The 14070-nt window shown below is 70.1% G+C and carries 10 protein-coding genes and 4 pseudogenes; 8 read left to right on the top strand and 6 right to left on the bottom strand.

Translation table 11 applies throughout. The features are described 5' to 3' along the window. The first annotated feature begins 89 nt into the window (after positions 1-89). The 3 genes from ACWC09_RS50910 to ACWC09_RS50900 all read left to right on the top strand — a co-directional run bounded on the left by ACWC09_RS50910 (position 90) and on the right by ACWC09_RS50900 (position 2426). Complete coding sequence (locus ACWC09_RS50910) at positions 90-878, top strand: IS5 family transposase (RefSeq protein WP_450858949.1); 789 nt, start codon at positions 90-92, stop codon at positions 876-878. Between the two features lie 148 nt (positions 879-1026). Continuing rightward, positions 1027-1596, top strand: a complete 570-nt coding sequence (locus tag ACWC09_RS50905; RefSeq protein WP_450858948.1) for a TetR/AcrR family transcriptional regulator — start codon at positions 1027-1029, stop codon at positions 1594-1596. Between the two features lie 56 nt (positions 1597-1652). Further along, positions 1653-2426 (top strand): SDR family NAD(P)-dependent oxidoreductase, encoded by a 774-nt coding sequence (locus tag ACWC09_RS50900; RefSeq protein WP_450858946.1) that lies wholly within the window; start codon positions 1653-1655, stop codon positions 2424-2426. A 179-nt stretch (positions 2427-2605) separates the two neighbouring features. On the opposite strand, the pseudogene ACWC09_RS50895 reads toward ACWC09_RS50900, so the two are convergent. The 3 genes and pseudogenes from ACWC09_RS50895 to ACWC09_RS50885 all read right to left on the bottom strand — a co-directional run. Continuing rightward, a pseudogene (locus ACWC09_RS50895) lies at positions 2606-2713 on the bottom strand (IS5/IS1182 family transposase); the annotation flags it as partial. A gap of 113 nt (positions 2714-2826) precedes the next feature. After that, positions 2827-4199: pseudogene (locus tag ACWC09_RS50890) on the bottom strand (cryptochrome/photolyase family protein). 16 nt (positions 4200-4215) lie between these two features. After that, on the bottom strand, positions 4216-5742 hold the full coding sequence (locus tag ACWC09_RS50885) for an SDR family oxidoreductase (protein ID WP_450858945.1): 1527 nt from the start codon (positions 5740-5742) through the stop codon (positions 4216-4218). A 258-nt stretch (positions 5743-6000) separates the two neighbouring features. Here ACWC09_RS50885 and ACWC09_RS50880 point away from each other — a divergent pair. Beyond that, positions 6001-6711 (top strand): annotated as a pseudogene (locus tag ACWC09_RS50880) (helix-turn-helix domain-containing protein); the annotation flags it as partial. Between the two features lie 290 nt (positions 6712-7001). Continuing rightward, positions 7002-7952 carry a YhjD/YihY/BrkB family envelope integrity protein gene (locus ACWC09_RS50875; protein ID WP_450858944.1) on the top strand — a complete coding sequence of 317 codons (951 nt, stop codon included), beginning with the start codon at positions 7002-7004 and terminating at the stop codon, positions 7950-7952. A 95-nt stretch (positions 7953-8047) separates the two neighbouring features. Here the strand turns inward: ACWC09_RS50875 and ACWC09_RS50870 are convergent, their stop codons facing one another. The 3 genes and pseudogenes from ACWC09_RS50870 to ACWC09_RS50860 all read right to left on the bottom strand — a co-directional run bounded on the left by ACWC09_RS50870 (position 8048) and on the right by ACWC09_RS50860 (position 12075). Further along, positions 8048-8962 (bottom strand): chloride channel protein, encoded by a 915-nt coding sequence (locus ACWC09_RS50870; RefSeq protein WP_450858943.1) that lies wholly within the window; start codon positions 8960-8962, stop codon positions 8048-8050. Between the two features lie 177 nt (positions 8963-9139). Next, positions 9140-10461: pseudogene (locus ACWC09_RS50865) on the bottom strand (DUF2252 domain-containing protein). Between the two features lie 267 nt (positions 10462-10728). After that, positions 10729-12075, bottom strand: a complete 1347-nt coding sequence (locus ACWC09_RS50860; protein ID WP_450858942.1) for a hypothetical protein — start codon at positions 12073-12075, stop codon at positions 10729-10731. A gap of 151 nt (positions 12076-12226) precedes the next feature. On the opposite strand from ACWC09_RS50860, the gene ACWC09_RS50855 reads away from it, so the two are divergent. The 3 genes from ACWC09_RS50855 (at position 12227) to ACWC09_RS50845 (ending at position 13718) form a co-directional block, all read left to right on the top strand. Beyond that, on the top strand, positions 12227-12670 hold the full coding sequence (locus ACWC09_RS50855) for a DUF6325 family protein (RefSeq protein WP_450858940.1): 444 nt from the start codon (positions 12227-12229) through the stop codon (positions 12668-12670). Positions 12671-12721: 51 nt separating this feature from the next. After that, on the top strand, positions 12722-13006 hold the full coding sequence (locus ACWC09_RS50850) for an SHOCT domain-containing protein (protein WP_450858939.1): 285 nt from the start codon (positions 12722-12724) through the stop codon (positions 13004-13006). A gap of 295 nt (positions 13007-13301) precedes the next feature. Continuing rightward, entirely contained in the window at positions 13302-13718 is a 417-nt protein-coding gene (locus tag ACWC09_RS50845; protein ID WP_450858938.1) for a hypothetical protein, read from the top strand. Positions 13719-14070 lie beyond the last annotated feature (352 nt).

The raw sequence follows: 14070 nt of genomic DNA, 5'->3' as shown, positions 1-14070 counted from the left end.
GGAGTTGCGACGCTCTGTGATCAAAGGGGAGACCTGTGCCCGCGCTGCCGTCATGACTCACCGAACCACTCTGGGACCAATTCGCACCCCTGCTGCCCGGGCGGCCGGAGTACCGCCCGGACCATCCGCTCGGCTGCCACCGTCGGCGTATCAGTGACCGGATCCTCTTCGACAAGATGCTGCAGCTGCTGCGCTTCGGCTGCTCCTACGAGGCCATCGCCGACACGACCTGCTCGGTCACCACGATCCGCAGCCGCCGCGACGAGTGGATACGACTGGGCGTCTTCGCCCGGCTCAAGCAGATCGCGCTGGAGTCCTGCGACCGGATCGTCGGCCTCGTCCTCGACCAGATCGCCGTGGACGGTTCCATCACCAAGGCGCCCGGCGGCGGCGAAGTGGCCGGGCGTTCCCCGGTCGACCGCGGCAAACAGGGCCTGAAAAGCTCGGGCATGACGGACGGATACGGCATTCCCCTGGGGCGTGTCCTGGCCGGAGCCAACCGCCACGACTCTCCGCTGCTCGCCCCGACCCTGGACCGTCTGGACGACCTGGGGCCGCTGCCCGACGACGTCACCGTGCACCTGGACGTCGGCTACGACTCGGACAAGACCCGCGCTCTGCTCAGCGAACGCGGCCTGCACGGCCGCATCGCGCACAAAGGCGAGAAGGCATCTATCCAGGCCAGCCAGCGTCGGCACGTGGAACGTACCCACGCCCGGCAGAACGCCTTCTACCGGCTCGCCCGGTGCTTCGAGCGGCGCACCACCGTCATCGACGCCTTCTTCGACCTCGCCGACACGATCATCACCGTGCGCAGCCTGATTCGACGGGCATGGAGGACTCACCGCTGGGACCAACGCCCGAGCCGCCGCCCATGACCTATCCGCACCACCTCCTTAACAGCTCGGTTATCAAGTGACCCTCCAACCGCCGGGGCGGCTTGACCTGGGAAAACGGACTACGGGGTGCGGGATTCCCGCATGGGCGCCTATAGCGGTGCTATAGTCTGTAGCTGTGCTACAGAACATGGTCGGTGACGCCCGCGAGCGAATGCTTGCGGCGGCGTTCGAGATCGCCACGCGCGACGGTGTCGACGCGGTCTCCACGCGCGCGGTCTGCGCCGCCGCGGGTGTACAGGCTCCGTCGCTATACCACCACTTCGGCGACCGGGCGGGACTGATCCGCGCTGTCGTCGATGTCGCGTTCGAGGAGTACTTCCACCGCAAGGACGCCGTTATCGCGACGGATGACGCGGATCCGCGCACCCGCGTCGCCGCTGGATGGGACGCGCACGTCGCGTTCGCGCTCGCCTACCCGGGTCTCTACCCGGCGATGTACCCGACATCGGGCCCGCTGCCAGGGCAGGTCGAACGAAGCGGTGCACTGCTGCGCGCCGGGTTCGACGAGCTTGAGCAAGTAGGTGCCCTCCAGCCCGGGATCACCGCGGCGCTGGCGACGAACGTGCTCCGCGCGGCCCTACGCGGCGTCGCCCATGCCGTCGCCGCGAACCCTGGAGGCGACGACAACGACATGACGTCCGTCGTCGTCCGCGACGCTCTCATCAAGGCGCTCGTCGCCGACCCGGCACGCGGCTGACCAATTGGCGATCCGACCCCGGATCGAGTGAGAACCCTTACAACGGAGCAACAACCATGACTGACCTGCTCGCAGGCAAGACCATACTCATCACCGGCGCCTCGTCCGGTATCGGCAGGTCCGCCGCGCTTCTGTTCGCCCGCGAAAGCGCGAACGTCGTCATCACCGCCCGCCGCAAACCTGAACTCGAGCGTGTCGCCAAGGACATCACCGCCGACGGAGGCAACGTCCTCGCCGTTCAGGCCGACACCACCAACACTGTAGAGATACAGCGAGCCGTCGCGGCCGCGGTCGAGGAGTGGGGGCGTCTCGATGGCGCTCTGAACAACGCAGGCCGCAGCCAGGGCGGCGGCCGCCTCGCCGAGGTCACCGACGAGACCTTCGACTCCGTCCTCGAGACCAACTTCAAGGGCGTGTGGCTGGCGATGCGCGCCGAACTGCAGGCGATGACCGCGCAGGGGACCGCTGGTGGCTCGATCGTCAACATCAGCAGCATCGGTGGCACCTTCGGCGCCGCCGGGCAGAGCGTGTACGGGGCGACGAAAGCCGCCGTCATCGCCATGAGCCGAGCCGCCGCCGCCGAATACGGCCGCGACGGTGTCCGTGTCAACGCGATCGCGCCCGGCGCCACGATGACCGAGATGATGGCCGCTTGGAAGCAGCGCGACCCAGGCATCGTCGAACGCCTCAGCTCCCTCGCCGCCCTCGGCCGCCCTGGCCAGCCGGACGAGATCGCCGAAGCCGCCGCCTGGCTCCTCAGCGACCGCGCGAGCTACGTCACCGGCATGGCCCTCGGCGTCGACGGCGGCACCGCCCCCTGGCCGCACTGAGCTGAGTCATACTGAGCCGCGCCGCCACCCCATTCGAACCGCGCGCCACAGCCGGCGACAGCAACCGAACCAGGGCCACCCGTCCCTGGCGAGCCCTGCACCTCTTTGCGATCACAGCGCCTGTGTTTCCGGCCCGGTCAACGGCACACCCGAACACGGCGGCCGGTCGATATGCGTCAGCGGTGACAGCCAAGTGGATGGTCCGGGTGGTACTCCGGCCACTCGGGCAGCAGAGCCACGAATTGGTCCCAGAGTGGTTCGGTGAGCCATGACGGCAGCGCGGGCACAGGTCTCCCCTTTGATCACAGAGCGTCGCAACTCCGTGATCAACGGGACCTCTGCCCGTTCTGTTGCCGGGGTCCCCAACCGCGCATATCCGCGCGACCTCTAAGACCGTGTCCTACGTGGTGAGGCGGCCCCGTCGCTCCCTGAACCGGGCGGCGGCCGCGGCGAGATCCACGATCGGGGCGGGGTAGTCCAGGCCCGCACGGGCGGCTGCGTCGAAGTGAGGGACGTGGTGGACCGCCGTGGCGTCGAGGTGGCGGAGCTCGGGGAGCCAGCGGCGTACATACTCCCCGCAGGGGTCGTACCTGCGTGCCTGGACGAGTGGGTTGAGGAGCCGGTTCGGGCGGGTGTCCGTGCCGGTCCCGGCGACCCATTGCCAGTTGAGCTGGTTGTTCGCCACATCGCCATCGACAAGGAGGTCCAGGAAGTGGCGGGCTCCCACCCGCCAGTCCACGTACAGCGTCTTGGTGAGAAAGCTCGCCGCGAGCAGGCGGGCCCGGCCCGGCATCCAGCCCTCGTGGCGGAGCTGTCGCAGGGCGACGTCGACGACTGGGTAGCCCGTGCGGCCGTCCCGCCAGGCTTCGAAGTCCTTCGTGGCACGGCGCCAGCAGTCGTGCCGGGGGCGGTAGTCGTGGTCGGCCGCGTCGGGGCGGGCGGCCAGGACCTGGTGATGGAAGGCCGCCAGGCGAGCTGGCGGACGAAGGCATGCGCACCGGGACCGTCCTGGGCGCGGGCCCGGTGCAGCAGTTCGGTGGGTGCGAGGCAGCCGAAGTGCAGGTAGGGGGAGAGTCGGGAGGTCGCGTCGGCGGCCAGGTCGTCGTGCTGGTCGCCGTATGCGGACAGCGGGCCCGCCAGCCATGACCGCAGCCTGCGGCGGGCCTCGCATTCCCCGCCCGTGGGCAGGCCCGGCGACGTGGAGCCCGACGCGAGGGACTCTGCGCGAGGAAGGCCGGCCGAGCCTACGTCCGGTAGCCGTACGACGTCCGGTGCGGGCAGGACGCCACGCGCGGGGAAGCTCTCCCATCGGCGGAAGTACGGGGTGAAGACGGCGAAGTGGCCCTTGCCCGCCGGTGTCAGCGCTCCTGGCGGTACGACCGTCAACGAGGCTTCGTGGACGCGTAGTTCGCATCGGTCGCCGGCCAGCTCCGCGCGCATCCGGTCCTCGCGCCGTGCCGCGTAGCGGCTCACCCCGCCCGCGATGTGCACCACGGCTGCCCCGGTCTCCGCCGCCACCCGACAGGTCTCCTCGACCACGTCGCCGACGCGCACCACCAGGCGGCCGCCCCGAGCCCGCAGGGCCGCGTCGAGGTCGGCCAGGCTGCCGGCCAGGAACGCCGCGCGGTTGGGCCCGGCGAAGCCGGTGCGGCGGATGCCGGTGTCGACGACGAAGAGCGGGACCACACGTTCGGCGTCCTTCAGAGCGGCATGGAGCACCGGGTTGTCGTGCACCCGCAGGTCGGCGGTGAACAGGGCGACCGAGACGCGCACAGTTCCTCGAGCCCCCTCAGTGCGTACGGGCCGGTTCAGGGGCGGCCGATTCGGCCGCGGCGGCGATGTTGCGGGCCATGCCGCCGAAGACCACGGCGTGAAAGGGTGCCACGCCCCACCAGTAGGCGTGCCCGGCCAGGCCGTGCGGATGGAACAGGGCCCGCTGCCGGTAGACCGTGCGCCCCTGTGGGTCCCGGTCGACGGCCATCTCCAGCCAGGCCAGGCCCGGCAGCCGCATCTCCGCGCGCAACCGGAGCAGCCGGCCCGGCTCGATCTCCTCCACCCGCCAGAAGTCCAGGCTGTCGCCGACCCGCAGCCGGGTCGCGTCCCGGCGGCCCCGGCGCAGGCCGACACCGCCCACCAGGGTGTCCAGCCAGCCCCGCAGGGACCAGGCGAGCGGCGAGGAGTACCAGCCGTTCTCGCCGCCGATCGCCTCCACCACACGCCACAGCGCCTGCGGCGACGCCGCGACCGTGCGCTCGCGGTGATCCGTGTAGAGGCTCCCGCCCGCCCAGTCGGGGTCGGTGGGCAGCGGGTCGCTGGGGGCACGGGGAGTCGACGCGGAGGACCACTTGGTGGCAACGTCCGCGTCCCGGACGCGCCGCAGAGCCAGCCGGATCGCACGGTCGAGGCCCACCGGTCCCCCCGGCGGGTCCGGCACATAGCGGACGATGTCCCGCTCGGCGCAGACCACCTCGTGCTTCAGCGACTCGACCAGCGGGCGCGCGAGGGCGCCCGGCACCGGGGTGACCAGACCGACCCAGAGGCTGGACAGCCGGGGGGTGAGCAGCGGAACGGGGAGGATGACGCGTTTCGGCAGCCCGGCGACGACGGCGTACCGCCGCATCATCTCCTCGTACGTGACGATGTCCGGTCCGCCGATGTCGAAGGCGCGGTTCACGTCGTACGGCAGCCTCGCGCATCCCACGAGGTAGCGCAGCACGTCGCGGACGGCGATGGGCTGGATGCGGGTGCGCACCCAGCTCGGGGTCACCATCACGGGCAGCCGCTCGGTCAGATGCCGCAGCATCTCGAACGAGGCCGAACCAGACCCGATGATGACGGCTGCCCGCAGTACCGCGGTGGGCACGCCCGAGGCCAGGAGGATGCGGCCCACTTCGGCGCGGGACCGCAGATGGGGTGAGAGTGCGTCCTCGGGTACTCCGGAAGGGCTCAGACCGCCGAGGTAGACGATGCGGCGGATTCCGGCGGCACGCGCCTGCTCACCGAAGATCCCGGCCGCGCGCCGGTCGGTCTCCTCGAAACTCCGACCGGTGCCGAGCGCGTGCACCAGGTAGTACGCGACGTCCATGCCCTCCATGGCCGCGCGTACGGCCCCCTCGTCCGTCACGTCCGCGCGCACCGCCTCCACCTGCCCGGACCACGGATGGTCCCGCAGCTTGCCGGGGGCGCGGGCCATGCAGCGCACGGAATGCCCGGCGGCCAGCAACTCCGGCACCAGCCTGCCGCCGATGTAACCGGTGGCACCAGTGACCAGACAGCGCAGCGGCCGGTCGTCGTCGGTCATGCCGATCGCACGCATGCCTGTCGGGTGCGCCCTGTCCCGCGACGGCCCACGGGCCGGGGGGTAGGAAACGTCATGGCTCTCATGTCCTCCCGGGACGTTCCCCTCCGATGTGCTCTGTTCGCTGTTCTCCTGAGCCCATGCTTGGGCCCGAGGACGAGCACCGCAACCTCGCCGGCCCCGGCCGGAGGGTGGTGACCACAGGGTCGGCGCCCGCCGGGGTGCCAACCGTGTGGGGCGTATCCGTGATCACGGTCATCACGCGGCAGTTCCGGAGCCCGCCTCGCGGCGGCCCGCGACGCGGGCCTCAGCCGTGGACGGCGCGCACTCCGACCGTCAGCACGCTGTCTGGACGGCAGGCGCGCGACCACGCACTGGGCGCATACCGAGGCCCTGGCCGCCCTGTACCCGCGGGTGGAGGTCGATCCGGACGTGCTCTACGTGGACAACGGCAGCGTGCTCACCTCCGCCGGCAAGGCCGCCACGATGGACCTGTGCCTGCATCTCGTCCGCCTCGACCACGGTTCGTCCGTCGCCAACGCCGTCGCCCGCCGCCTGGTTGTGCCGCCGCATCGGGCGGGCGGACAGGCGCAGTTCGTAGCCGCTCCGGTGTCCGCCCGTGACGACCACCCGCTCGCCGCGCTGTTTCCCTGGGCGATCGAACGCCTCGACCACCCGCTCACCGTGGAGGACCTGGCACGCCAGGCACGGATGAGCTCGCGCCATCTGGGCCGCCACTTCAGGGCCGTGACCGGCACCACTCCGCTGCAATGGCTGCTGACACAACGGATCCGCCGCGCCCAGGAGTTGCTGGAGACCACCGACGACGTTGTCGACGCCATCGCGACAGCCACCGGCATGGGCACCGCCACGACACTGCGCCGACACTTCAACCGCACGGTCGGTGTGCCTCCGGACACCTACCGCCGAACCTTCCGCTCACGGCCCCGGACCGACTCGTATGACGACCGGCAACGCCAAGGCTGACGGTGCCCCAGCCTGGGGACACCCTGCGTACCTCGCAGTCGAGGAAACAGCCCTCGATCTGGAACAGGGGTGAAGCGTCACCGTCCTGCCGGACGATGGATGGCTGCGGCCGACCGCTCATGCCCTGATGCGGTGGCCGTCGCGATCCCGGTGTCCTCACCGTCGCGTTTCATCCATGTTCGGGCATGGTTTGTTCACCCGTTCGGCCCTGCACCGTACTCGTGCCGGGGGCCAGGCGGCCGCAGCGGCCGCACTCTGGCAGCATGCATCCAGGGGCAGGGACCGGAGGAATGCGCCCGGACCGTCCGCCACGCCGGACATGGCGGCGGGAGCGGGGCGCCTCGATGCGGTCCCGGCTGAGCCGGCTGCGGAACCGGGCCGAGACCCGGTTCCCGGTGATCACGCATCTGCTGTCGCACCTGATCTCGGTGAACGTGCTCGACTCGGCGACCCGGCTCGCCGCCCAGACGTTCCTGACGGCCGTCCCCCTGCTGTTCGTGGTGGCCTCCATCGCCCCGCCGTCGCTGCGTGACCAGTTGGTCAGGTCCGTGCACGACGCCTTCGGACTGTCGGGAAGCGCAGACGCCGAACTGAACAAGGTCCTCCAAGGCACCACCAAGCCGTCCGACGAGCTACGGCAGACCACCAGTGTCGTCGGCGGCTTGATGGTGCTCATCTCGGCCACCGCGTGCAGCCGTGCCATGCAACGGCTGTGCGAGCGCGCCTGGAGCCTGTCCGGCGCGAACGCACGGGTGGCCGCCTGGCGTTGGATCGCCTGGCTCGCGACCTGGCTGGTCATGTTCGCGATACAGGGGAGCCTGCGGAACGGCTTCGGCGTCGGCCTGTGGCTGGGCGTGCCACTCCTGCTGGTCGCGGAGGTCGGCATCTGGTGGTGGACACAGCACCTGCTGCTGACCGCGCGCGTGCCATGGCCACCGCTGCTGCCGGGCGCGCTGCTGACCGGAACGGCCCTGGCCGTCCTCACCTCCGCCGCGCCGCTGTACGTGCCCCGGTCCCTCAACCGCAGCCTGGAGAAGTACGGCTCGCTGGGTGCGGTCTTCACCCTGTTGTCCTGGCTCATCGCGCTCTGTGTGGTCGCGACCCTGTGCATCACCGCGGGCGCGGTCATCGCTCGCGAACCCTGGGCGGCCCGCCGTCTGGGCACGCCCGGGCCGCCGGGCCCGCAGTCCGATGGCCCGCGGGCAGACGGTGCCCCACCCAGCATTTCGTCACCGGAATAGCCGCCCTTTCGAGGAGCACCGGCGGAGCACACTCCCGAGGACGACGGCCTGCGTCCGGCCGCGGAAATGACGAAGCCGCCTGGCCGGAGAGGGCGTCAGTGAGCCGCCCGCTCGAGCGGGCGCTCGCCGATGGCCGGGAGGCTCGGGCCCTGCGGCAGCCGCTGGACGAGCACGAAGGGGGCGACCGCGGCGAGCACGACCAGCGCCACCGTGTCCACGTTGCCCAGCAGGAGCACAACCGGGACGACGCTGCTGACGGGCAGCTGCAGGGCGGCGGTCACCGAGGCCGCCATCCCGGCCGCCATCGCCGGCACCAGCCCCAGGCCGGGCAGCGGCGCCAGCACCACACCGGCCGCCCCGCCCAGGAACAGGGCGGGGAAGACGGGGCCGCCGCGCAGGCTGCCCAGACACAGCGCGTACGCCAGACCCTTGAAGACCCGCACCGCGATCAGGGCGCCCACCGGCCAGGCGTGCGGGTCCTGCGCCAGGCCGGACGGAGCGGACTCCCCGGACAGGGCCGCCTCGGCCGGCGAACGGCCCGTGACGAGCGCGCACAGGGTGATGCAGATAGCTGCGCCCAGTGCGCAGAGGGTGGTGTTGCCTGCCGTCCGGGTCGCCACGAAGCGGGCTGCGAACCGCCCGCCCACGAAGACCCCAGCGGACGAGGAGCGCGAGGGGGGTGCCGGCACCGGTACCCACAGCACGTCTGCCATGCACCGCACCGCACCCACGATCGGGTTCCCGAAGAGCGCGGAGATGGCGGCGGCCGCTGCCCGGCCGCGCCGAGCAGCCGTGCTCGCCTCGGTCTCCGGTGCCCGGGCCAGGCTCGCGAAGAGCAGGGCCAGTGCGCCTCCCATGGCGATCAGCGGTGCCTCGGGCCCCAGCACGCCGTCGAGCGGCAGACCTGCCAGAGCGGCGATCAGGACTCCCGGCAGTGCCTTTCGGGTGATGCCGCCCGAGTGCGGACCCTCCGCCGGAAGATGTCCGGGCCCGGGAACGAGGCAGATCAACTCGCCAAGCTTTCGGCGATCCGCCCCAAGGGAGACATCACCGAGGCCGAGTACCAGCGGCCCAAGGACAAGATCCACCACTGAACCGGGAACTGCACCCGGGAATGCCGTCGCGCCGACCCCTCACAGCGGCCGACGCGACGGCATCCGATGTCGGTGCCACCTCGGGCGGTCCCCTCAGGCAGCCTCCGCCGGCAGGCTTCCGGCGCTGATGGCGTCGACGAGCACCTGGTGGTCCCGCTCGTTCTGGTCGGCGCTCGGCGAACGTCACCAGGGCCCGGTCGAAGGAGTCGCTGCTGCCCAGGTACGCGGCTATGGCGATGCGATCACCAGACCTGGCGTGGGCGCGGGCCAGCGTCACCCCGCACAGAGCGCCGAAGGTGCGCATGCCCCGCGGCACCATGTCCTCGGCCTCGGCGACCCACTTCCAGTCCCGCAACTGCCGTACGTAGAAGTCCCGGCGTCGGCCGTCGAGCCCCTCGACCCGCTCCCCACCCAGGAAGATGTCGCTGGTGGCCTGCATCAGCCGCTGCCCGGACACGACCCTCTCGCCCTGGGTCGGGTACGCGCTGGCCCCGACATGGGGCGCCAGCACGGACTCGTCGGCCTCCTTGGCCTGGAGGAACAGCGGGTCCTCGTCGTCCCGCCCCAACAGGAGCACGATCCAGCAGCGAGTGCCGACACTGCCGACCCCGACGACCTTGCGCGCCATGTCGGCCACTCGGTACTGGTCCAGCAGGTATCGACGGTCCGACTGCAGGGTCTTGCCGTAATTCTCGATCAGCCGGCTGATCTTCTGCTCGAGCTGGCCGCGCTGATCGTCCGGGAGCAGGTCCTCGAGGCGGGTGATGAGCGGCGGGTCGGGGGGCGATACGGCGCTTGCCGTCGACGACGAGGGTCAGCTTTTCGAAGGCTGAACGCGCCTTGCTCAGGGCCCGCGTCCAGCGTTCGCGGCCCCGGGCGGACACGTCCTCCCCGAACCGGCCCTCCACCCACTGCTCGTCGAACTGGGCGTACCAGACCGCCAGGTTGCCGATTCCGGCGAACGCGCGCATGTTCAGCCGGCCGGCGATGGCGAGGCTGGCGGCCAGGCGCTTGACGTCCCACTCCCAGGGGCCCGGCAGTGTCTCGTCGAAGTCGTTGATGTCGAACATGAGGCGGCGCTCGGGCGACGCCAGCAGCCGGAAGTTCAACATGTGTGCGTCACCGCACAGTTGGGTCCTGAAACCCGTCCTCGGCGTCTCTGCGAGGTCGGATGCCATGATGGCGGCGGCGCCCCGGTAGAACCGGAACGGTGACTCTGACATCCTCCCGTAGCTGACCGGCACGAGCTCGGGCACCCGTGTCGCCGACTGCTTCTCGAGGATCTCCAGCGGATCCGGCCGCTTGGGTCCCGGCGCGAACTCGGCGTGGCTGGAGCGGGGGACGTCGGCCCGCGCCGCCTTCCCGAGCGCGACTCGCTCCTGCGGGGTGCGGTGCCGCAACTCGCGGCCGTCCAGTTGGTTCTCGGTCGTGACAGCGGCTCCAGGAGATGGTCGCCTCCGCGCACGCCGGTGGCGGCGGGCCGGCAGTGTTGGTTCGATTGCTCCGAGTCATCTGCGGGCTGCGGCCCGCAGCCCGCAGTCGCTGCCGCGACCAGGTCATACCGGGCACTGTTCTCGGAGCATGCTCAGCCCTCGCCGTGGCGAGGTCTCGGCCACGCGGGAGGTCGGCTCACAGGCATCCTCAATCAACGTATCCCCACAGGAGACACCCAGCGAGCCGAGTCAGTGAGCGGCGCCGCCGCCCCCGGAGTCGGAGTCCGCGAGCGGGGTGGCGTCGTCGTAGTCCAGGAATTCACGGATCGCCAAGGCCACCAGAGTGATCACCGCGGTCCACACCACGACCGCCGTGGTCGGGTAGGTCCAGGTGAACAGGACGATCGCCGCGACCACCAGGACGACCACTCCGATCCAGCGCTTGAAGCGATGGACGAACCGCCCGACCGCACCGAGACGAAGGCCCGCCGATGTCGTCACGTCGCGCAGCGCGCCGATACTTCTGCGGCAGCCCGTGCGCGTGACGACGGCGATCCGGGACGGGCCGGCGAGGAAGGCGCCGACGGCGGTGAAGAGGGCGACCGCGGCGAGGGCACGTACACCGGCCCGCAGGAACTTCACCAGGGCGTCGTACACGGATCCCGCGGCGGCCTGGGATGCGCCGGGTGGCAGATGGTTGAGGTAGACGTCGCGGGCGACGGTGAGACCGATGCCGAGCACCAGCATGGCGACGAACACCGCCAGCGCGGCCCCGATCAACGCGTGCCGGCGGTTGAACGCCACATACACGCCCGCGGCCGCGACCAGCAGCGCGATGACGGGCAGCCAGCCGCCGAGGATCTGCAGCACTCTCACATAGGACCTGACCTTGCCGATGTCCTTCGAGGCGAACACCACGAAGTCCGTGTGCACGGCCGGGATCTTCGCGGCGGGGGAGAAGCCGGCCGCGACCAGCTGGTTCTTGACGTCGGCGACGATCGGCCCCAGGTCGATGACGACCTGGTTGTTCTTCAGCTGGACAGTTCCACCGGCCTGGCCGGTCAGGGCCTTGTCCAGCGCCGTGTGCGCCCTGCGGTTGGCATTCACCCAGACCGTCTCGAAGGCACTGCTGGTGACCACCCGCTCCACCGTGCTGCTGACCAGCTGCTTGAGCCCGTTCTCGATCGGGCCGTTCAGGTTGCCCAGCAGCTTGGCCGCCTGCGGCGGAACCCCCTTCGCCGAGGCCGCGTCCGTCAGTTGCTTGACCAGCGCGTCCACGTCGACCTGAGCCAGCACGGCGGCTGTGACCCGGTTGGTGACCGCCTTCTGCACATCTGGATCACTCGCCAGCGGTCCGACGGTGGCGACGTAGCGGTCCGTGTCCTGGACGATGCTGTTCGCCCAAACCGCCACGACGGACAGCAGCGCCAGCAGCGCGGCGAAAAGGATCAGCAGGACCGAGCCGAGCGAGCGAAACGGGTGGTGCCGCACCGCCCTGGGTGGTCCGGCGCTCTCCAGGGCATTGACCCGCTGCCGCAGTTCGGCCAGTTCGCCGCGTTCCCTGGCCGATAGCTGTTCGTCCCCGCTGTCACTCATGGTCGCAAGCAGAGCTGTCCGGCGTGGAGCCCGCGACCTGGGCGAACCAGGCGGGTGAACGGCGCACCGAGGTGCGAGGACCACGCTCCGGTGATGCAATTGACGCAGGGGGTCGTGGGGGACGACGGCCACGAGCACCAGAGGTGACACCGTGAGCGACGAATTCGAAGACGTGGGTCCGATCGACTATCTGGTCGTCGAGTTCCCCGGTAACCGGATGACGGGCGAGGGCTTCCCCATCCTCGTCGATCTCGTGGACCGCGGACTCATTCGGATCCTGGACCTGATGTTCGTCAGGAAGGACGCCGACGGTTCCGTGACCGCCATGGAAATCGCCGACTTCACCGGCGACGGCGAGCTCGACCTGGCCGTCTTCGAGGGGGCGTCGTCAGGGCTCCTGGGCCAGGACGACATCGACGAGGCGGCCAAGGCGCTGGAGCCCAACAGTTCCGCCGGCATCCTGCTCTACGAGAACCGGTGGGCCGCGCCCTTCGCCGCCGCCCTGCGCCGCGGCGGGGCCCGGATGGTGGCCTCCGGGCGGATTCCGGTGCCCGCGCTCGTCGCCGCCCTCGAGGCGACCGAGGCCGCTCACTGAACAACGCTCGATGACGCCGACGAACAGCTGACGGGCAGAAGGGAAACAGTCATGCCAGGTCTCCTCCGCGGGGTCGCGCGCACGGCCGTCGTCGCCGGAACGGCGACTGCCGTGTCGAACCGTGTGTCACGCCGACAGCAGGGGCGATGGGCAGCCCAGCAGGAACAGCAGACGCCCCCGCCCCAGTCGGCGTCCTACGCCGAACCGCCGGCGGCTCCGACGGCCCCCGACATGTCCAGCAAGATTGAACAGCTGAAGCAGCTGGGTGAGTTGAAGGACCAGGGCGTACTCACCGAGGCCGAGTTCGAGGACCAGAAGCACAGGCTTCTGGCGTGATCGGGCCTCCTCACCTCTCTGGGCCGCGTGCTGCCGCAACGTGCCCCAAAGTTGTACCGTTGGCGACACCGACCTCTCCCTTCTGTGGGCTCGTGCCCTCCGCGTGCCCGTAAGGGTGGAAACCCACGGTCAACAGCAGTGCAATCCAGCCCTCAGACCAGCCCACTGACGAGGTATCTGCGCTGGTCAGAGTATCGAGGGCCGCCCAAGCGCCGTCGCTTCCCAAGCTGAGGTACTGGGGCGGCGGTCTTGCGATACGGTGCGGGCTTCATATGACGCCCCCCTCGGAGAGCAAGTGGATCTGCTGAACGGCCGTGGTGCCCGCTTTGCGACCACGATCCTGTTGGGCTTGGCTGCACTCGCTATCGCTGGCTGCAACCCTGATCCGACCGATCCCGAGAACGTCGATCCGATCGCTCTGGTGAACAGCACATCGCACCCAGTGCGCGTCTTTTGGTGTGCCGGCGACGGGGACAACGAATGCGCGGAGGAGCAAAGCCTAGGAGTCATCCCAGCGGGGGCACATCGCACCGTGCGCATCTCCTCCTACGAAGTAATGCTGCACGTCAAGGCAGCTTCAGGCCCAGGGGGATATGTCTGCGAAGACGACGCTCCGGGCAGTCGGATAGCTCTGGGCGCGTCGTATCCCTCCATGAAAGCCGCATACGACCACTGCCTGGCCGGAGCCTCACCGAGCATCTCGCCCCGTTGAGATCCCGCATGGACATGCCCTTACCCAGGAGTTGACATCCACCGCCGACATCAACAGCCGCGGACGGCGGCAGAAGCAGACGCACGCGGACGGCCAGCACGCCCAAGCCAGGTAGTCCTGTCGAAGGAGTGTCGGCCCTCCGGATCGAACTCCTAGTAGTGCCTGGTCAGGTTGGTATGGGTTCTGGCGTGTTGCGGTGACAGGTGGGGCAGGCGCCGGTCCAGAGCGCGAGGAGTAACTGCAGTTCGCGCGTGATCCGGTAGAGGCTCAGGCCGGCGCCGTCTCTTTTGGGGACCGGGTGATGCGCTGCAGGGTGCAGAAGGCGTGCGCGACGGAGACGAGGGTGACGTGG

Source organism: Streptomyces sp. NPDC001617 (assembly GCF_053596855.1).
This window is presented reverse-complemented; position numbering and strand designations above follow the sequence as displayed.